12 protein-coding genes are annotated in these 20,877 nt (G+C 61.9%); 4 read left to right on the plus strand and 8 right to left on the minus strand.

The genetic code is table 11. From position 1 onward, the window contains the following. Position 1: 1 nt before the first annotated feature. The 3 genes from ANTHELSMS3_RS04380 to ANTHELSMS3_RS04390 all read right to left on the minus strand — a co-directional run bounded on the left by ANTHELSMS3_RS04380 (position 2) and on the right by ANTHELSMS3_RS04390 (position 8,860). Positions 2–6,469 (minus strand): type I polyketide synthase, encoded by a 6,468-nt coding sequence (locus tag ANTHELSMS3_RS04380; RefSeq protein WP_094033810.1) that lies wholly within the window; start codon positions 6,467–6,469, stop codon positions 2–4. Between the two features lie 181 nt (positions 6,470–6,650). Beyond that, positions 6,651–8,012 carry an oligosaccharide flippase family protein gene (locus ANTHELSMS3_RS04385; protein WP_254694842.1) on the minus strand — a complete coding sequence of 454 codons (1,362 nt, stop codon included), beginning with the start codon at positions 8,010–8,012 and terminating at the stop codon, positions 6,651–6,653. Then, positions 8,009–8,860: a glycosyltransferase family 2 protein gene (locus ANTHELSMS3_RS04390; protein ID WP_094033811.1), complete on the minus strand. Its 852-nt coding sequence runs from the start codon at positions 8,858–8,860 to the stop codon at positions 8,009–8,011. Before ANTHELSMS3_RS04390 ends, ANTHELSMS3_RS04385 begins: the two co-directional genes overlap by 4 nt. A 162-nt stretch (positions 8,861–9,022) precedes the next feature. Between ANTHELSMS3_RS04390 and epsE the strand changes: the two genes are divergently transcribed. Further along, positions 9,023–10,273, plus strand: a complete 1,251-nt coding sequence (epsE, locus tag ANTHELSMS3_RS04395) for an exopolysaccharide biosynthesis GT4 family glycosyltransferase EpsE (RefSeq protein WP_254694843.1) — start codon at positions 9,023–9,025, stop codon at positions 10,271–10,273. Here the strand turns inward: epsE and ANTHELSMS3_RS04400 are convergent. Both ANTHELSMS3_RS04400 and ANTHELSMS3_RS04405 read right to left on the minus strand, forming a co-directional pair. Next, the gene (locus ANTHELSMS3_RS04400; protein ID WP_094033813.1) at positions 10,268–13,177 is read right to left on the minus strand and encodes a type I secretion protein; all 2,910 of its coding nucleotides are present in this window, start codon (positions 13,175–13,177) and stop codon (positions 10,268–10,270) included. The genes epsE and ANTHELSMS3_RS04400 overlap by 6 nt on opposite strands. 96 nt (positions 13,178–13,273) lie before the next feature. After that, positions 13,274–14,518, minus strand: coding sequence for a hypothetical protein (locus ANTHELSMS3_RS04405; RefSeq protein ID WP_157733396.1), 1,245 nt, complete (start codon positions 14,516–14,518; stop codon positions 13,274–13,276). Positions 14,519–14,884: 366 nt separating this feature from the next. Between ANTHELSMS3_RS04405 and ANTHELSMS3_RS04410 the strand changes: the two genes are divergently transcribed. Together ANTHELSMS3_RS04410 and ANTHELSMS3_RS04415 are read left to right on the plus strand one after the other, a co-directional pair. Then, entirely contained in the window at positions 14,885–15,241 is a 357-nt protein-coding gene (locus ANTHELSMS3_RS04410) for a cupin domain-containing protein (RefSeq protein WP_094033815.1), read from the plus strand. A gap of 12 nt (positions 15,242–15,253) precedes the next feature. Next, the gene (locus tag ANTHELSMS3_RS04415) at positions 15,254–16,819 is read left to right on the plus strand and encodes a 2-isopropylmalate synthase (protein WP_094033816.1); all 1,566 of its coding nucleotides are present in this window, start codon (positions 15,254–15,256) and stop codon (positions 16,817–16,819) included. Positions 16,820–16,862: 43 nt separating this feature from the next. Here ANTHELSMS3_RS04415 and ANTHELSMS3_RS04420 read toward each other — a convergent pair whose 3' ends face one another. Together ANTHELSMS3_RS04420 and ggt are read right to left on the minus strand one after the other, a co-directional pair. Further along, a complete protein-coding gene (locus tag ANTHELSMS3_RS04420; RefSeq protein WP_094033817.1) occupies positions 16,863–17,375 on the minus strand; it encodes an alkylphosphonate utilization protein in 513 nt (170 codons plus the stop codon). Positions 17,376–17,448: 73 nt separating this feature from the next. Continuing rightward, positions 17,449–19,233 (minus strand): gamma-glutamyltransferase, encoded by a 1,785-nt coding sequence (gene ggt, locus ANTHELSMS3_RS04425; protein ID WP_198319877.1) that lies wholly within the window; start codon positions 19,231–19,233, stop codon positions 17,449–17,451. Positions 19,234–19,429: 196 nt separating this feature from the next. Between ggt and ANTHELSMS3_RS04430 the strand changes: the two genes are divergently transcribed. Beyond that, positions 19,430–19,939 (plus strand): hypothetical protein, encoded by a 510-nt coding sequence (locus ANTHELSMS3_RS04430; protein WP_094033818.1) that lies wholly within the window; start codon positions 19,430–19,432, stop codon positions 19,937–19,939. On the opposite strand, the gene ANTHELSMS3_RS04435 is transcribed toward ANTHELSMS3_RS04430, so the two are convergent. After that, the gene (locus tag ANTHELSMS3_RS04435; RefSeq protein WP_094033819.1) at positions 19,881–20,867 is read right to left on the minus strand and encodes a 2-hydroxyacid dehydrogenase; all 987 of its coding nucleotides are present in this window, start codon (positions 20,865–20,867) and stop codon (positions 19,881–19,883) included. The genes ANTHELSMS3_RS04430 and ANTHELSMS3_RS04435 overlap by 59 nt on opposite strands. Positions 20,868–20,877 lie beyond the last annotated feature (10 nt).

Raw genomic sequence — 20,877 nt, forward strand, 5'->3', positions numbered from 1 at the left:
ATCACTCCGCCGCGTGGCTGGGAAAGGCCACCACTTCGCCATTGCCGCCAGATGCCGCCTCTGCGCCGTCGATCGCGTCCCGCATAATTGCAGCCAGCACGCGCACGTTAGGCTCTAGCACCATGCTGTCATGGTCGCCGGGCACCTCGTGCACCTCAACCCCCGGCACCATCCGGCCCCAGTCGTTGTCATGGGTCACATAGGTCCGCTCCGAGTTCACCAGCGCACCGTTTGAAACCGCCCATTTTCCCACCAGCGGCGGACGACACAGCACCACGCGCCCATCCCAAGGCCGCACCGTGTACCCGGCGATGGCGCGGTAGAACGCCGCTTCGATTTCGGCGTTGTGGAAACCGTGCTGCGGACCTGTAGCCTCTGCCTGCCGCCGTTTGGCGATCTCCCATTTGATGCGGTTCTTCAGCCAGATGAAGGGATACAGCGGCCCCTTTTCGCGGGCCTGATGCCATTGGATGATCAACCGATCTTGCCGTGACAAAGCCCGCCGCTGCGGCAAAGGCGTGTCCAGCATGACCACCAGAGAGACCTCTTCGCCCATGATCTCCAATTGGCGCGCCACCTCATAGGCGGTAATTCCACCGCCAGAGAACCCCCCAAGCATGTAGGGACCGTTCGGTTGCACTTGCCGCATCTCGGCGATGTAATCGCGCGCCGCCTCTTCGATGCTGTCGTGCGGGGCCTCGCCGCCATACAGGCCCCGCGCCTGAAGACCGTAAAACGGCCGGTCCGCGCCCAACAGATGCGCAAGGTGGCGCAGGTTCAGCACGTTGCCAAACATCCCTGCGATCAGGAAAAAGGGCCGTCGCGCGCCACCGTCGCCGTCATGCATCGGCACCAAATGCGTGAAACGACGCTCTGGCGTGGGTTTGGCACCGGGCTCGGCATCAACGGGGCCAATCTGCGCCTCAATCAAGGCGGCGCATTTGCGAATGGTCGGCGCCTCGAACAGAACAGAGATCGGGAAATCCACGCGGAACGCCTTTTTCACCATCGCAAACAGACGCACCGCGATCAACGAATGCCCGCCAAGGTCGAAAAAGCTGTCTTCGGCACCGACGTTTTGTACGCCCAGCAGTTCCTCCCAGAACCCGGCCAGCCGCTGCTCTATCTCACCCTCAGGGGCGACATAATCGCTTTCCAATTGCGGCCGATCAAAGGTCTGCCCGCTTGTCGCCTCTGCCACCGAGGCCGCCGCCTGACGCGTCAGTGCATCCAGATCCATCGAGGACACCACCACCTGCCGCGCGCCCAATGCGAGCGCCCGATGAAACGCCTCAATCCCCTCGTCCGGCAAGATGCCTTGGCTCAGGTTATGCGCCAGACGCTCTTCGGCGGCGGACAACGGATGCAAGATGTCGGTGTCATCCAGTTCCAGTTCGGCAGCCGTCAGCGGAGGGGCGGCCTTCAGCACATTCGCCGTGGCCAATTTGCGGATGGTAAAGCCCGTGACCTCGACCAGCACCTCTCCTGCGGCGTCGCACAGCGTGATGTCAAAGCTCGCCGTCTCACGGTCCGCGCGGTTTTCAGCAGCATTGCGGACCCAGGACACAACGCGATCCGGTAGCGCCCCATGTACCCGCACGCGGCCATAGCGCACCGGCACCCACAAATGCGTCGGCTGATAGCCCGCAATCAGATCCATCGCCCATCCGGTGGCAATGTCCATCAGCGCCGGGTGCAGCAGAGTTTCGGGCGCAGAGGCATTCGCGAGCAGCGACAGGTCGGCAATCCCTTCCCCTTGCCCCAGCGCGCGGGCATCCAGCACCCTCCAACTGTCACCAAACGCCAGATGCACCTCCTGCGCCGAAGTCAGCTTGGCCCCGTTGCCGTCCACATGGGCCGGGCATCGCGCCCGGATCGCGTCCAGATCCAGCCGAGCGGGCCGCGCCATCGGCATCAGCGACAGCGCCCCCTGCGCCGTCAGGGCAAAGCCGTGGCGACCATTCAGTGTGGCATCCCCCAGCACGTCAAAGTCATAGCCCTCGTCAGAGCGTGTCAGCCGCAGCCGCACATCCCGCGCGCCACCATCGGCCACCCTCAGGGGGCGCAGGAACGACAGGTCGCGGATCTCGAACACGCCGCTTTCGCCATGGGCCTGCAGCGCTTGGGCTGCCAGCGATAGATAGCCGGTGCCCGGCAACAGCGCATCGCCCGCCTTGGTGCGATGCTGATCGATGAACCAGTCGTCAGTGGAATAGCGCGCGGAAAAGATGCGGTTGCCGTGGTCGTCGAAACTCGCCTCGGCCAGCATCTCTTGCGCCACCGGCGTCACCGGGGGTTTCGGCAGGTCGCCAGTGCGCGCGGCGACTGCCTCGGCCGCCATGCCGACCTCGTTCCAGATACCCCAGTTGATCGCGACGATCCGCGTCTTTCCAGTGCGAGCGCAGGCAAAGGCGTTCAAGAACTCATTTGCGGCGACGTAGTCCACCTGACCCGCCGGTGCGGTGACGGTGGAAGAGGAACTGAACAGCGCCATCCAGTCCAGCGCACCGTCAGGGAAAACCTCTCCCAATACCTGCGCTCCGTGGATTTTAGGGGTGAATACGTCCTCGACGCTGGCGGACGTTTTGGTCAGCAAAGGAGCATCGTCAATGACGCCCGCGCCATGAATCACGCCGGTGATCGGACCAAATCGGTCCTCAACCGTGCGCCGTACTTGCTGCATCTGGCCAAGGTTGCAAACGTCTGCGGCCAACACCATGACCTCTGCCCCGGCCTCTTCCAAGGCCTGAACGGATTTGATCCGCCGTGCAATCCGGTCCTGCGGTGCGTGGCGATGCAGGTAATCGGGCCAGTCGGCACGATCCGGCAGCGCCTTGCGCGCCAATAGCACCAGTTTTGCCCCCCGTGAGGCGAAATCCTGCGCCAATGTCAGACCAATTCCGCCAAACCCGCCGGTGATCAGAACAACGCCGCCCCCTTCGACCACGGGTTCCTCGCGCAGTGCCACGGGACGCAGCGCGCATTCGAAACGGCGATCGCCGCGCAGGGCCGCGATGCGATCCCCCGGTTCACTGAGCAGTTCCTCCAGAACGCGCAAAGCCAGCGCCTCCTGCGCGGCGTCCTGTGCCGCCTGCCCCTTGGCCCGCGACCAGAATGAAGCCTCCAATGGGTTTGGCAATGTCACGTCCAGAGTCGAGACGCTTACGCCCGGTAGTTCGCGCGGGATCACCCGGGCAGGCCCCGCGATGGTCGCCTTTTCAGGGTAGGGCAGCGCCTCATCCCGCAATTGCGCAGCGCCATTCGTCACGACGGTCATATGCAACGGACGCGGCAGCCCCTCAGTCTCCATCGCCTGCGCAAGGAACATCAGCGCATAGAATCCTTGCTCTTGCACGCGGTGGAAAAAGCTGGACCCGGGACGATGGGTTTCCCCTTCTGTCAGCAACCAGAAATGCCCGATCCGTGTGGGCACGATCCCACGCAGACCAAGGTCCTGCAACAAAAGGTCATATCCTTCGCGCCCGCGTTCTGGTGCCAGCACATAACCCTCGCCGACACGCGAGAATGCGTCGCCGGGGCGCACCTCGACCACAGCATGGCCAGCCTTGCGCAGACGATGCACCGAACGCATCGCCACGCCAGCCTCATCCATAAACATGAGCCAGACCTGAGGTGTGGCCTCATGCAGGCCCTCCACCACGTCCACTTCGACCGGGGCGGACCGGGGCCGCCAAACCGGCTGCCAGCCCCATTCGGACAGGTCGTCATTGCGCATCAGGAAACTGGGCGCGCTGTCTGTTGCGGCCTTGCCCGGAGCGATGAAATAGGGGCTGCGCTGAAAGGCATAGGTCGGCAGAACCACGCGGTTGCGCCGCGCGTCGCCCCAGATCTGCCCCCAGTCAATGTCCACGCCCAGCGCGGACAGCCGCCCCAGCACCTCGAACATGTGCTTGTCGTCGGCGATCGCTTCTTCGGGATGGCGCAGCGACGACAGCACCTGATTGCCGGAAACCTCGGCGTGTTGCCGCGCCAGAGAGGACAGCGCCTTGCCCGGTCCGACCTCAAGAAAAACCCGGTTGTCCGCAGCCAAGGCCCCCACGCAATCGGCGAACAGCACCGTGCCGCGCAGATGCGCAACCCAATAGTCCGGGTCCGTCGCCTGTTCCGCCGTCATCATCTGGCCGGTCCGATTCGATGTCAGAGGAAGCCGCGGCGCGTGCAGATCTATCGACCGCAAGTATTCGCCAAATTGCGCCAAAATCGGCTCCAGCATGCGGCTGTGCGCCGCGATGTCGATGCCGATGCGGGTGTTTTGCACCTCACGCCGCTCCAACTCTGCCTGCAAGACATCCAGCGCCGCCTGCGGCCCGGACGCCACCGACAGTTCTGGTCCGTTCACCGCGCCCAGATCCAGATCATCGCCCAACAAGGGCTGCAGTTCATCCGCAGGCAGGCCCACTGACAGCATCCCGCCCGCAGGCACCGAGTCAAACAGCCGCCCGCGCAGGTGCACCAAACCGATGCAATCCTCAAATCCGATCACCCCCGCCACGCAGGCGGCGGTGTTTTCGCCCATGCTATGACCGGTCAGCGCGACAGGCGTCACGCCCCAACTTTGCCACAACTGCGCCAGCGCATATTCCGTGATCATGATCAGCGGCAATTGCAGTGAGGGCGTCAACAGCGCGGCATCCGCTGCCGCCTCTTCCCCGCGCGGGGGTAGCCAAAGATCCCGGACCCCCGGCTTCTTCTTGGCAGAAATACTCACTTCGGCATCGCCACCCGCGATCCGCTCAAGATGGTCCAGCCCCCGGTCCATCCACTCAGCAAAAACCGGCTCTGTCTCATACAGATCACGCGCCATGCCTGCGTACTGCGCGCCCCCGCCGGGAAACATGAACACGACCTCAGGCCGGTCCAGCGCTTGATGGTCGAACACCCGCCGCGCCTCGACGCCTTCCAATAGGCGCGCCGCCTCTTCGTGAGAGTTCGCCACAACGACCCGGCGCTTTTCAAACGCGCGCCGCCCCTCTTTCAGGGTCCAAGCGACATCCGCCAGATCCTGTTCCGGATGCGCCCGCAGATGCGTGGCCAACCGGGTGGCATTGCCGTCCAGCGCCAGTTTGCTCCGGGCGGAGATCGTCAGAATTTGGAACGGCCAGTCAGATTTCGCGCTTGCCGCGCGCTCCGGTGCCTCTTCGAGAACCACATGTGCGTTGGTCCCGCCCACCCCCAAAGAGTTCACCCCGGCGCGGCGCGGATGCGTCAATCGCGGCCAGTCGCGCAAACGGTCGTTCACCGCAAAGGGCGACCCATCAAAGTCAATCGCGGGGTTCGGGGCCTCAAACCCCAATGAGGGTGGCATCTGCTGGTTGTGCAGGGCCAGGGACGCCTTGATCAAGGACGCCACACCCGCCGCCGTATCCAGATGCCCGATGTTGGTCTTGACCGATCCGATGCGGCAATGACCAACAGCATTCGATGTCTCGGCAAAGGCCTGTGTCAGTGCGGCCACCTCAATCGGGTCGCCCAGATAGGTGCCGGTGCCGTGGCATTCGACGTAATCCACAGTATCCGCCGTAACCCCCGCAATGGCCTGCGCCTCCGCCACGGCCACGGCCTGTCCCTCGACGCTGGGCGCGAGGTATCCGGCCTTTTGTGCGCCGTCATTGTTGACAGCGGACCCCTTGATCACCGCCCAGATGTGGTCGCCATCAGCCGCCGCATCTGCCAGCCGCCGCAACACCACAACCCCCGCGCCAGAGCCGAACACCGTGCCTTGCGCGCGATGGTCAAAGGCGTGGCATTGGCCGTCCGGAGACAGGATTTCATTCTCCTTGTAGAGATACCCGCGCCCCTGCGGCAGTTCGATGGTCACGCCGCCCGCAATGGCCATGTCGCATTCACCGTTCAGCAGCGCTTGCGCGGCGTAGTGTGTCGCCACCAACGAGGTCGAACACGCCGTCTGAAGGTTGATCGACGGCCCGTGCAGATCCAGCACATGGCTCAGCCGCGTGGTCATGAAATCCTTGTCGTTGCCAGTATGGCGCAGCAAGAACATGCCCGTATTCTCGACCAGATCCGGGTTCGAACAGACGTTGAAATAAAAGTACGACCCCATGCCACAACCGGCAAAGACACCAACCTGACCGTCGAATGTCTCGGGCACATGACCTGCCGTCTCCAGCGCCTCCCAGGCGCATTCCAGGAATTGGCGGTGCTGCGGGTCCATGATCGCCGCCTCCTTTGGACTGAATCCAAAGAACTCGGCATCGAAGTGGTCAAAATCATCCAGAGGCGCGGCAAAAGGCACATAATCGCGGTGCCGCATCAGGCCGGGGTCTTCGCCCGCCGCGCGCAAATCGTCCTCAGACAGACGCCGGATCGACGACACGCCGTCACGCAGATTTCGCCAATAGGTCGCGATGTCCGCAGCCCCCGGCAAATGCGCCGCCATCCCCACGATGGCGATATCGTTTTCACCAATGCGGGCGTTGTCATCGGTCATTGCTGACTCCAAATGAATTCACGCCGCCACCCACCGTCTCATTTGCCCGGCGATTGCGGCGATTTTTAGGAGTTTCCGCCTGAATCCGCCCTATTGGCGACAAGATATGGGGATAACTGTAACGACGCCTAGACAAACAGCCTATCCTTTTCGGGATTGTTTCCTAACGGGAAAAATGGGCCTATCCTCCCTGCAGGACCAGTTGCAGAATCGGGCCCCAGTTCAGCCAAAGCGCCAGTGCCGACAGCATCAGGCCAACCCCAAAAAACACCGCATCATGCAGCCTGTCCCACGCCCCCGAGCGCCGCGCCAGCCAGACAACCGCCGGATATGCCAGCGTAAAGGCCGCCGCCTGCCCGATCAACGCACCGATCAACCCGGCCGCCTGCAATCCGATCAGAACGCAGCCCACCATCAGGACCGCGCGCGCAAAGGCGAGATAGAAATAGCGCCGCGAATCCCCGGCCGCCAAGGCCGCCTGATCATAGGTCATCACAATCAGCATCGGGATTTGCGCACAGGCCAACACCACGGCCACAGCCCCTGCCTCATCATAGCGTACGTCATATAGCGTCTGCACCAACCAGACCCCGAGCAGGGCAAAGACCGCCACAAACCCGATCAACAGCGACGAGACGGCAAACCGCATCTTGCGCAGCTTGAGGAAGTTTTCCCGGCTTTCGGTAGGCGGGGTTTCCCGGTAGACAGGGATCAAGATTTTATGCGTCACCAGATTGCCCAGCATCAGCGGGAAAGACGCCCAGAAAAACCCGATATTGTAGACTCCAAAAGCGTCCAGCGCGATAAACTTGCCAATCAGCATCTTGTCGGCTTGGGTAAAGAAGAACCCGCAGACCGTGGCTAGAAACACCCATTTGCCAAAACCAATCAGCTCTTTTGCCGCCGCTTTTTCCCAGCGCAGCCGGTTGCCTGGCCCAGGCAGAAAGCGCCAGTTCAGAACAACCTCGATCAGAGCGCCGATCACGCCTGACACTACCAGCGCCCAGATTGACCCCCACCACCAAGCCAGCAGGACCGCGGTGAGCATTCCGGCCACTTGCGTCCCGATGTCCAGAACCGTCACCCGGCCCAGCATCAGGTGTCGGTTGGCGGTGATCATCCGCGTCGGTCGAAACCCGGTAATCAGCAGCGTCAGCGCAGAGACTGGCAAGATTTGCGCCAGCATCGGTTGGTCATAAAACCACGCCATCGGCCAGGCCAATGCGCAAGCCACCAGCCACAGCCCAACGCCACGAAACGCCTGAATGGTCCATGCGGTATCCAGAAAGCGTTGATCGTCGCCGCGTCTGGATTGCATGATCGATGGGGTCACTCCGACGTCGGAAAACTGCCCCAACCCCATCAGGAACACCATGACCAAGGCCATCAGGCCAAAAGCCTCTGGGAACAGCAGGCGGGTCAGAATCAGGTTTGACGCCAGACGCAAGACTTGGGCAAAACCAAAACTGCCCATCGTGAGCAGCGATGAACGCATGGCGCGTGCGGTGATCGACCCGCCTCGGAGCGCGGCAAGCGTGCTCATCGTCCCCGGCTCCAGTCCTGATTGCTGCGCGGGGTCAATTTGACCGCCAAAGCGACCCCGGCATAGATCAAAAACCCCAGCGGATCACTCAGGGCGATCCCCAATTTTTCCGCTGCTGGAAAATCAGGCTTGTCCTCGTTACGGATGAGGTCGGGGTAACGCGCGGCAATCTCATCCACACCCGCGTTCTGCCGCCGCCGCACCCTGACCAGATTGCGCCACCCTTCGGCTATCGGCCAACGGTAAGAGGAAGGCACGCCAACGCGTTCCTTGGGATCAAAGTGCAGGCGCACAAAAACGTCGTCTGCGATGATGTGGGGAAAGCTCCCCCAGCGCGCGCGCCCCGCCGCGTTCACGGCAAACAGTCCGCACCCCGGCACCACATCTCGCATAAACGGCACGCGCCGCCAGATCCGCGCATAGGCGCGGCTGATCGGCGTTGTCGCGACGATATGGACCGCACCACTTGCGTAGCGTGGCGTGGCGGCGTCCAAGGCAGCGAAAAGCTGCCCCAACAGATCAGGCGTCACCGTCACATCGGCATCCAGATACACACGGACAGGCCCCTGCGCCGCCGCATCCCCTGCGTTCAGCGCACCCGGCTTGCCGCCCTCCGCGCGTTCTATCACCGCAAGGGTCCAGCCCATGCCCGCCGCCTGCGCCGCAAATGACCGCGCCACCGATGCGGTATCATCCACGCAGCCGTTGGCCACCACGATCACCTCGGCGCAGCCGGAAAACCGTGACGCCAGCAACGCCTCAAGGCAGCCGCCGATCAGCGCCGCCTCATTGCTTGCTGGCACGATCACAGTGACGTCCGTGCCGCGCGATTGATAGTCTTGATCCATATCCCTGCCCACACCCGTACCCATGTGGCCACACCTTGAAAAAATACGCCATGCCCCGCACTGGAAACTGCCCCGGAACTGTGGCCAAAGCGTGAAATCACTTAGGTTTGTAAGAGACCAACGCCCTAGCGGCGGTGCGGCTGCCATCTCAAGGACTAACAGGTGACGCAAGGATTGCGTATCGGGTATATCGTCCCGCAATTCCCGGGACAGACACATATTTTCTTCTGGCGCGAAATCCAGGCGCTGGAAGCGATGGGGCATGCCGTTCACGTTTTTTCCACCCGCAAGCCGCCGCGCAAGCTGATTTCACACGACTGGTCGGCCGAGGCGATCGCCCGCACCACCTATCTGGGCCGGGTCGATCCGATCCCCGCCGCCATCGGCCTTGCCAAGATGTCGGCCAAGGGCCTGCCACTGTGGATGCTGCGCGAGGGGACGGGTTTTGCCCACGACGCATTGGTCACGCTGGCGGCTGCCGAACGGTTGCGGAAAGAGGCTGCGGCCCGCGGCCTAGACCACATCCACGCGCATTCCTGTGGCCGCTCCGCGCTGATCGCCACCTTTTGCCACCTCATGGGCGGACCGACCTATTCACTGACGTTGCACGGTCCGCTGTCCGATTATGGCCCCGGTCAGCGGGTCAAGTGGCGACACGCCAGTTTCGCCACCATCATCACCCGCAAAATCCTGAACGAGATCGAGCAGAGCCTTGCAGGCTATCTGCCCGAGCGCCGCATCATTCGCGCCATGGGGGTCGATACAGAGGCGCTCAAACGCATCACGCCTTACGTCCCGCCCGAACATGGTCGCCCGATCCGCCTGTTCAGCTGTGGGCGGCTGAACGTGGTCAAGGGCCATCAGGATGTCATGGCCGCCACCCGGCAATTGCTAGATCAGGGCGTTGACGTCCGTTTGGAAATCGCCGGAGAGGACGACGCGGGCGGCACCGGCTATCGAGCCGAACTGGAAGACACGCTGAAAAAGCTGCGCCTTCAGGATCACGTCAAACTGCTGGGCGCGATCGACGCCGGTGCGGTCAAGGCCAAGCTAGAACAGGCGCATCTGTTTGTGCTGGCCTCGTGGCATGAACCTCTGGGCGTTGCCTATATGGAGGCGATGTCGATGGGCGTGCCGACCATCGGCACCGATGCGGGGGGCGTGGCCGAATTGATCACCGATGGCTCGACCGGCTATCTGGTGGAACCGAAGAACCCCGGCCAGTTGACCCGCACGATCCGGTCGCTGGTCAATGACCCCGACGCACTGTTGCGCTTGTCGCAGGCAGGACGGGAACATGTGGTGGAAAACTTCCGCGCCTCGCTGGGGGCAGATGTTCTGGTGGAAGAAATCCAGCGCTTGAAAGGCACTAGCCAAATGCCTGATCCAGCGGCGGACACGCAGGAATCATAGCCCCGCGACGGGTACTTCCACTTCTGGGGCGTCCTGAAACACCAGCGCATCAACCCCGATCATCCGCACGGGGCCATCCGGCCCCACCGCCACCAATCGGTCGCTGTCCTGCGTGATCTGATAGGCGTCGCGCGCGCTGGGCAGCACCGCAACGTCGCGGCCCGGTCCACCGGCCAGCACATCCGCGCCTCCGCCGGACACCAGAATATCATCGCCATCGCCCGCGACGATGTAATCCTCCTGCGGCGTGCCTTCGATCCGGCCAACGCCGTCCAGAACCCTGGACCCGTTCGCAAAGGCCCGATCATCGCGGGTCTCCCAAGAGTTTGGACCGGAGGCGTTGAAAGCCATCAACATGTCCCAGCGCGGGTTTTCATCCTCAAGATATCGCTTGGCACCCCAACTGCCCCACATCGTCGCCGGGGCCACATCCACAAAGGCGTTGAACAGCACACCGCCCGCATCGACCCAACCCGCCAACAACTGCTCATACAGCTTGGCCATTTCTGGCGTATAGCTGAAGGCATTGAAGAAGTCGGTCAGCCGCTCATCATTGACCCGCGCGCCGTGGCCGACAAGATGCGTGCCGCCCTCGTACATGATCAGGCGCAAGTTGTTCTTGCGCGCGACGCCCGCGTGATAGGGAAACACCTCTTGCACGATCTGCCGCACCGATCCCTCTGCCAGGGCCTGAGCCACCGGCGCGACTGCCCCGTCAAAGCGCCGCTCACGGACGTATTCGCGCAGGGCGACCCGCTGCAGGCCCTCTGCCTCACCGGCGTCGCGCGCCATCTTTTCGGCGGCGTCCAGCCAGCCATCCATCCGCTGCGCCATCTCGGCACCGCCGATCTCATAGCCGAAATAGCCGGTCACGGCGTAGGCATCGAAACTGTCCACCGGCATACGCCCCAGTTCCAGAAAGGCCAGCGGTGCTTGCAGTATCTGCTGTTCCAGTCCCGGCCAGCCGGTGTGCGTGGCCACCACCCGCACCAGCCGGTCCGACACTTCGCCAAAGACCTCTGTCCAGATATCCATGATCTGTGCCGATCGCAGGCCATAGAACTGGGTCCATCCCTCACCTGTCGCACCCCAGCGCGCGTCTGCCTGCTGGCGCACCCAAGTGGCCTGCGGAAAGCCAAGGTTCCAGACCTCATTCGAGAATTCCACATAGGCCTTTAGCCGGGGGTCCAGATCGCGTTCCACCACCTCGGCGAATTTGCGGATATAGGTGTCATCGACAAGGTGGGGCATGTTGAACCACGGATCCGCGCCGGTCACATTGGCCAGTCGCACCATCACCTCGACCGGGACGCCCCATTCCGACCAACTGGCCGTCGCCATAGTCGGGCGCGCATCCCATCCTGTTACCGGAGAGCCGTTGGTGATCATCCAGTCCATAAAGCGCAGCACGCGCATATCCTCGATCTGATCAAGGAACGCGGGGTTGAACAGCGCCCCGGCCTGATGCAACGCCTGATGTTCCTTGCGCAGGATAACGATGTTGCGGATCGGGTCCTTGGTGTCGATGCCAGTGATCGACAGCGCCACCAGCCCCTCCCCCGGATCATAAGAAAAGGTGATGCGGCCGTTTTCGCGCCGCACACGTTTGGCCCGCCCGACAAGCTTCACGCGGGCATTGCCGTCATAGGTCAGCACATAGTCACCGCGCAGCGACTCGGCTCCGATCGGCTGGTTTGTCAGGATCACGGTTTCCAGCGCATCGACCCCGTCTGGCATCCGCAACGGCCAGTCGTTTTCGTCCAGATCGCCGCGTTCGCGCAGTTCCTCTGTGCGGACCGCGCCCCATGTGTCCCCGACATTACCGACCCAGCCGCGTGAGGATTTCATCAGGTCCAGAAAGGGATGCTGCGTCGACCAGTCGGAAATACCGTTTAACCCCATGGCCAGCGCCGGGATGCCATCCGGGCGGATGCCACTGGGGGGCAGGGACACCGGCTGGCGTTCCGGCAGCGCGGGCGCGACCGGCGTTTCAGGGTTCACCACCAACGCACGCGCCTCACGTTGCGGGACCGCCTGCCAGATCGCCTTGGCCAGCGCGTCATAGTTTTCCACCACATCGGGGTGCAGCGTGGCGGGGGGGATAAATTCGGCGGGCGGCGGGGCATCATACAGCCAAGCATAAGTGACCATGGCGGCCAGCATGTACAGAGTCGGCGTACCATGCGGAGCGTTATCGGTGTACAGCGCCTCCGGCGGCACGCCCTCCAACAGTCCCCCCTCGGCCAAAAAACCCGCCAGAACCGAGGCAACCGGGATCAGTTCGACCTGCGTATCCGGCCGCGTGATTGTCAGGACGTTCAACAGGTCGCGATACCACTGATGGTATTCGCCCGTGTTGTAGGCGTGAAACTCCTGCGTTTCCTGCGCGTTGGGGGGAAAGACGGCGACAATGCCGTCCATCGTCGACCAGCCTTCGTAGATGAACAGGCGTGTGCCGGGGCTATTGGTGCCGACCCAGTCAAACAGGCGTTGCAACGCGCCCAGCGGGCTTTCGTCGGTTGGGTTGTCGCCGTCGTAGGGCACATCCGGCAACTGATACTGGATAAAGTTTGCCGGCGTCACGATCACCGCGTCAAAACGCCCGTCGCGGAAACTGCCCTGCCCGGGCGACCACGCGCCCGACACACCCGGAAAGCCCCAATTCGCCGTTGGCGGCAAACCATCCGCAAAGTTCCGCAAGAACCCCCACTGACCGTCCAGCGCCAGCGTCCTCCCGTCAGCCTTGGCCATTTCGTTCAACCAATGCGGCACGTTGGTAAGGTCGGACGTCTCGCTAAGATGGTGGACCAGAGAATTGCCAAAAACGTAGACGCGCGCCTCGTCCCGTTCTGCCGCCGCGACGCTTGCCCATAGCGCCACTAGCGCCGTCAGGATCCGTTTCATGCCCTGCCCCAATTTTTTTTATGCCTCGGGGTCAGTATGCCTGATGTTTCACGCTGAGCAAATGGGGCGCGACGCGCCCCATTCAGAGACAACAGACTATTGGTCCGACGCGTCCTCATAGGTGCAAGTGCTGCACAACTCATCAGCGCAATACCCGGGTATGCAGACAGGCCCGGTGTAACCAGACGGCGCATCACCGACACAGAGATATTCCGCTGTAAAGGTCGACCCGTCGCAGGTGCCGGATTCAAGACAGCTGGTCCCAGTCCCGGTTGAGAATTGCCACAACGCACGCGAGGTGTAGCTTCCGCTGGGGTCACAGGTGGCGGTGTAGTTCTGCGCCACCGACTGTGACAGCGCGCTACTATAGGCATAAGACCCTGCATAGCTCTCCGCGACAGAGGCCGATGCCTTTACGCCTGTGCCAAAGATCGTCAGGCCCGCCTCCATTGATTCGGTAACTGTAACGCTCCATTGCTGGGTTGTGGTCCAACTGTTTGTGCGCTCTGTCCCGACAGAGATCTGGTGGCTGATCGGGCAATTGAGCCCGTCACAAGAGATTACCTTTTGCCAGCGGCCCACCGTGTTGACCGAAACCGGCACCTGTGCCTGATAGTAACACCGCTTGTTGGTGCGGATCGGGTCGACACCAAAATAGTTGTTATTGCAGGGAAACTTATTGCCCGTGTGGTGAATGAAACGGATGTCGTACCGTTTGTCCGCCCCGTACCGCGCCATGACAACGTCTCCGACGTCCATCTGGCAGTCACGGTCTTCGGTGGCGCATTCCACGATGTCCCCTTCGCTAAGGGTATATGCGCCGCCTATCTGGCAGGTCTTGTCTGTGCCCTTGGCCGGATCAAATCCGAAATAGTCGTTCGTGCAGGCCAGCTTTTGCTGATCAGATCCTTCAATCAGCGTGTAAGTCCACTTGCCATCCGCGCCGTAACGGACCCAGCGGAAATCACTGTTGGGGTTGGTGAAATCCTTGCCTTCGTCGGCCACTTTGGAAAACGTGTCGTCCGCCGGGACACCGAACAGGTTCTCCAGGATAAAGGCGCATTCCTTGTCTGTCCCCTTTGAGGGGTCGCCCCAGAAATTCTTGCACGGCACTTTTTCAATGCCCTTGGTGACGAAAAAGGTGAAATCTTCACTGATGCCGTAGCGCACGATTACCAGATCATCGGTGTCCGGGGCGCAGTCCTTTCCTTCTTTGGCGCAATTGACCCATTGCTGCGTGGTGACTGTGGCCAATTTCGTGACGCTGTCACCATAAACAGGCTGCGCCACAACAGGTGGAGCCATACAGAGAGCGGAAATCAAGATAAGAATACGTTTCATGCGTGCCAGGGCCTCCCGCCCAAATGGAATCAACTTAAGAGAGAATAAGTATAGTGCGATTCTCGCAAATAGTGATCATTGATTTCCACCTAAACGGTATCTATTTATATTTCATTCCCCCTTAAGGCGTGCAATCACTCTCGACGATTTCGTGCACAAGGTGGGTTTTCATTTGAAAATCGCGGCGTATAGTGTCGTCCATGATCGTTGACCGCCATATCCCCCGCTTGACCCGCCTTCCGGCGGCCGTCGCGTATGGTGCCGATCTGCTACTAACTCGCCTCTGAGCGTGGCCCCCTCGGCGCGCGTGCTCAGAGGATGTGTGTGACGCGCCGAAGACCCCCACACCCGAGTTAGGACAAACCCATGAACGCGATCAATCTGGCTGAAAAGCTGGCGCTGTTTTCCACCCATTGGGATCCCCATGTGGTGGCCGGTTACAACGGCAACGACGTGATGGTGGTGAAATTCCAAGGTGAGTTTCCATTCCACAAACACGAGGACACCGATGATTTCTTTCTGGTCCTCGAAGGGGAAATGCAGATGGATTACCCCGACCGTGCGCCTGTGACAGTGCGAGCCGGGGAAATCGTGATCGTGCCCGCAGGTCAGATCCACCGCCCCCGCGCCGCCGCTGAGGTCAAGGTGCTGCTGATCGAACCCAAGGGCGAACCAAACTCCGGGGACGCGGATATTCCGCCTGCTCCGAAACCAAGTATCTGAGGATCTCACACCATGACTGAACAGAACAAGGACAAGGTCGTCATCTTTGACACCACGCTTCGCGACGGTGAACAATCGCCCGGCGCCACCATGACCCATGCCGAAAAGATCGAGATTGCCGAACTGTTGGACGACATGGGCGTCGACATCATCGAGGCCGGTTTCCCCATCGCGTCCGAAGGCGATTTCCGCGCCGTGTCAGAAATTGCCGAACGGTCGAAGAACTCGGTGATCTGCGGCCTTGCCCGTGCGCAATTGCCCGACATCGATCGCTGCTGGGAGGCGGTGAAAAAAGCGGCCAAGCCGCGCATCCACACCTTTATCGGCACCTCGCCCCTGCACCGCGCCATCCCCAACCTGACGATGGACGAAATGGCCGACCGCATCGAACAGACCGTCAGCCACGCCCGCAATTTGTGCGACAACGTGCAGTGGTCTCCGATGGACGCCACGCGGACCGAATGGGACTACCTTTGCCGGACCGTTGAAATTGCCATCAAGGCAGGCGCGACCACCATCAATATCCCCGACACCGTGGGCTATACCGCACCCGTGGAAAGCGCCGATCTGATCAAGCGCCTGATCGAAACCGTGCCGGGCGCAGATGAAGTGATCTTTGCCACCCACTGCCACAACGACCTTGGCATGGCGACGGCGAACGCACTGGCCGCCGTGGCTGGTGGTGCGCGTCAGATCGAATGCACCATCAACGGGCTGGGTGAACGCGCGGGCAACACCGCGCTTGAAGAGGTGGTTATGGCGCTGAAGGTGCGCGGGGACATCATGCCCTTCTACACTGGCATCGACACCAAAAAGCTGATGCACATCTCGCGCCGCGTCTCGACCGTGTCCGGCTTTCCGGTGCAGTTCAACAAAGCCATCGTCGGCAAGAACGCCTTTGCACATGAAAGCGGCATCCATCAGGACGGCATGCTGAAAAACGCCGAAACCTTTGAGATTATGCGCCCCGAGGATGTGGGTCTGGCAGGCACCTCACTTCCGCTTGGCAAACATTCGGGCCGCGCCGCCTTGCGCGCCAAGCTCAAAGAGCTTGGAACCGAAGTGGGCGATAACCAGCTCAAGGACATCTTTGTGCGGTTCAAGGATCTGGCCGACCGCAAAAAAGAGGTGTTCGACGATGACATCCTTGCGCTTGTCTCCGCCACAACGGATGGCCCCGAGGCGCTGCAACTTGTCAATCTGCGCGTCATCTGCGGCACCGGCGGTCCCGCCGAGGCGCAGATAGAGATGGAGATTGAGGGCAAGGACCTGTCAGCCACCTGTGAGGGCGACGGCCCGGTAGATGCCTCTTTCAAGGCGGTACGCGAGGTGTTTCCGAACAAGGCAGCTTTGCAACTCTACCAAGTGCACGCCGTGACAGAGGGCACCGACGCGCAGGCAACAGTTTCCGTGCGGCTGGAAGAGGACGGCATGATCGCCACCGGCCAATCGGCGGACACCGATACGGTTGTGGCTTCGGTTCGGGCGTATATTCAGGCGCTCAACCGGCTGATCGTGCGCCGCAACCGTGTCGGCCCGGGTGTCGACACGCGTGAAATCAGCTACAAGGACGTGTGATTGCAGCGCAGGCCGTCGGGGACACCCCGGCGGCCTGCTCGCCTCAGCTTTTCTTGACGAACTTCGTCAGAATCACGATCCGCTGACCTTCGACCCGGCCAGAGATGTGTTCGGCATTGTCAGCCTCCAGGCTGATCTTGCGCACCGCCGTGCCTTGCTTGGCGGTAAAGCCCGCGCCTTTGACTGGCAGAGCTTTGATCAGGGTCACGGTGTCGCCGTTCTGCAAGACGGTGCCGTTGCTGTCGCGGTGCACGATCTCATCGCCTGAGGGCACGCCCGCCTCCGCCCATTCCAGAACCTCTGGTTCCAGATAGGCGATGTCCAGCAGGTCATTGGCCCATGCCGCGTCCAGACGTTTCAACAGCCGGTACGCCAAAACCTGTTCGGCGGGTTCCGTGCTCCAGATCGCCTCATTCAGACATTGCCAATGCGGGCCGTCCTGCGGCCCTTGTTCAACGCCTGCGGAGCAGGTCGCACACAGGGCGACCTCAACATCCTTAGGGGAAACGGCAACAGGCACGGCATCCTCTGCTTTGCACAAAACGCATTGGGTCATGGCCGGGTCTCCTTGTTTGACCCGGCCTGTCAGATCGTGTGGAAGCCGCGCTGTCCATGCGTCGAAATGCGCGTCACTCGCCCAGCGCGATTCCCTCACGCCGGGGATCCGCACCACCTTGCAACCCGTCCGGCCCAACGGCGATGGCGTGCAACCCAGAGGTCAGATCCCGAACGCTGACCTCAAATCCCAGCGCCTCCAACGGGGCCTGAAGGGCCGCCATGTCGGTGCCTTCTTCCAGATCGAAGGTGCCAAACCGGTTCAGCCCGTGCGGCGTTGCCACTGCTTGCTGCACGTCCATACCCCAATCGATATAGGCAAGGATCGCCTGTGCCACATACCCGATGATGCGCGACCCTCCCGGCGATCCGATCACCAGAACCGGCGCGCCGTCCTTGCGGACAATTGTCGGTGCCATCGACGACCGGGGACGTTTGCCCGGTGCCACCGCATTGGCAATCGGCACCCCGTCGGCATGTGATCGGAAAGAGAAATCCGTCAGCTCATTGTTCAACAGGAAACCGTTGGTCATGAGCCGAGAGCCAAAGCCGTTCTCAATGGTCGTCGTCATCGAGAGCGCGTTGCCATATTGATCCACGATCGAGATATGCGAGGTCGACGGCAGTTCGATGCTTTCGTCATCGGCCCACAGCATCGCGTGATCCCACGCGGGCATCCCCGGCGCCACCTCTGGCAAGGCATCGTCACCCGCCAGCAGCTTGGCCCGTTCAGCCAGATAGGCCGGATCAACCAGCCCTTTGGTCGGCATCGGGACAAAATCGCTGTCAGCCATGTAACGACCCCGGTCCGCAAAGGCGAGGCGCGAGGCATCGCCGATCTTCCGCCATGTATCGACATCGCCCGGATCGCCGGGTGCAGAGGCATCCAGCAGCCCAAGGATCTGACCGACCGTCAGCGCACCAGACGATGGTGGGCCCATGCCGCAAACCTCATGCCCCCGAAACGGGGCGCAGACGGCGGGGCGTTCCTTGACCTCATAGGCCGCCAGATCGCGTAGCGTCATGACGCCGGGATTGGCTGAGAACCCCTGCACCGTGTCCACGATGTCCTGCGCGATGGGACCTTCGTAGATCGCCGTCGCGCCATCCGCCGCCATCGCCCGCATGACCGCCGCATAGGCAGGGTTGGTCAGCATCGACCCTTCGGCAATCGGTGCGCCGCCGGGGTAAAAGTAATCCTTTGTTGGCCCGTGCTGGCCTAGCCTGTCAGCATCCCCTGCCACTAGCCCGGCAAGGCGCGGCGACACAGCAAAACCACCTTCGGCCAATCGCGTGGCTGGATCGAACAGGTCCGCCCAGTCGGCCTTGCCCCACTTTTCATGCGCGGCCTGCATCAATGCGGGTGTGCCCGGCACACCGACAGAACGCCCCCCCACAACCGCATCCCAGAACTGAAGCGGACTGCCCTCGGCGTCCTGAAACAGCCGGGGTGTTGCGGCCAGCGGCGCGGTTTCGCGACCGTCGAGCGTTGTGATCTCTCCCGTTGCCCCGTCGTGCCAGACAAGGAAGGCCCCTCCGCCCATGCCCGAGCTTTGCGGCTCGACCAGACCCAGCACGGTCTGCACGGCAATCATGGCGTCCGCCGCCGTGCCCCCCGCCCGCAGCACCTCGGCCCCGGCTTCAACGGCATGGGGATTCGCGGCGGCGACCATCCATGTATCGGCCATCACAGGCTTGCCGGCTACTTTGGCCGCCAAAGCCTCCCCGACCGGGGCAGACATCGCGGCAAACCCGCTGTCTGCCACCGCCTGTTCAGGATCGACAGCGTCGGCCGCCTGTTGTGCCAGACCCGCAGACCCCAACAGACCCGCGACGGCAAAAGACATGATGAAACGCATGGTGCGAACCCCTCCCTTGATAAGCAAAATACACCCGCAGCTTTGCATCTTTGCCGCGAATCTCAAGCGCGGGTTTCCGCCGATAGGTGTTCCGACACAAAACAACCGGAAGAAAGTCAGCCTTTGCAACGGACTTGGCGCTATACTGCGGTGCAGAAACCGATGCCCACACCTGTCAGACAACCCGAGTATTGCCGTGCCCCTCGACCTGACGTTCTTTCCGCGCTGGAACCTCGTGCATGCCGATTATTTCGGCTGCACAACAGTCGGGGACATCGTACGCAGCTATTCCGACATGCTCTCACACCCCCAGTCAGATTGCCTGCGATATGCCATCAACGACATGCGAAGCCTGACAAATCTGAACGTGTTCTATGAGGGTATGTCCTTTTTGGCCCGGACCATTTCAGCTGATGCCGCCCTGCGGGCCGCCCCATGGGAAATCGCCTTTGTCGCGCCTCAACGGGACATGACACCCATCTTGACGGACTATTGCGCGCAGGTGTCACGCGCGGGCACCGCACGATGTGCGCGGTTTGCGGATATTCCTGCGGCGATCGATTGGCTTGGTCTTCCGCGCGGCGTTATGGACCTGAGCGTGGCCAACGGTCGACGCATTGAGGATGCCCGCGCATCGGCCACGGCCCCTACAGCATCGCGGGCACAACCTGATCCGGCGGACGGTGACCATCGTCAAAAGTCTTGATGTTGATGATCACCTTTTCGCCCATCTCGACGCGGCCTTCCTGCGTGGCCGATCCCATGTGCGGCAGCATCACCACGTTGGGCATATCACGCAGTTCGGGATTGCCCGCCAGCCCCTGTTCGTAGACATCCAACCCTGCGCCCGCCAATTGCCCGGCCTTGAGCATCCGCGTCAGCGCGTTTTCGTCGATCACCTCTCCGCGTGAGGTATTCACGATCACGGCGCTGGGTTTCATCAGTTGCAATCGGCGCGCGTTCAGCAGGTGATAGGTGCTGGGCGTTGACGGGCAATTGACGCTGATCACGTCCATCCGCGCGACCATCTGGTCAAGGCTCTCCCAATAGGTTGCCTCCAGCGCGTCTTCAATCTCGGGGCGCAGGCGATGGCGATTGTGGTAATGCACCTGCATGCCAAAGGCGGCGGCGCGGCGCGCCACGGCCTGACCGATGCGACCCATGCCAAGGATACCCAGACGACGACCACCCAGACGCCCACCCAGCAGTGCGGTGGGCGCCCAGCCTTGCCAGCTGCCCTCCTGCATCACCTTCATGCCCTCCTGAATGCGGCGGGTCACCCCCAGCATCAGGGCCAGAACCATGTCGGCGGTGTCCTCTGTCACAACGCCCGGCGTGTTCGACACCAAAATTCCGCGTGATCGGGCCGTGGCCACATCGATGTGATCGAATCCCGCCCCGAAATTTGCGATCAGTTTCAGCTTTTCTCCCGCCTGACCGATCAGCCCGGCGTCGATCCGGTCGGTGACCGTGGACACAAGGACATCTGCCTCCTGCATGGCGTCCACAAGCTCACCCCGGGTCATGGGGCGGTCATCTTCGCGCAGCTTGGCGTCGAACAACTCGGTCAACCGAGTCTCGACGACTTCGGGCAAGCGTCGCGTCACGACAACACTCAGACGTTTTGATGGCATGCAGCCTCTC

Source organism: Antarctobacter heliothermus, from assembly GCF_002237555.1.
GTDB lineage: Bacteria > Pseudomonadota > Alphaproteobacteria > Rhodobacterales > Rhodobacteraceae > Antarctobacter > Antarctobacter heliothermus_B.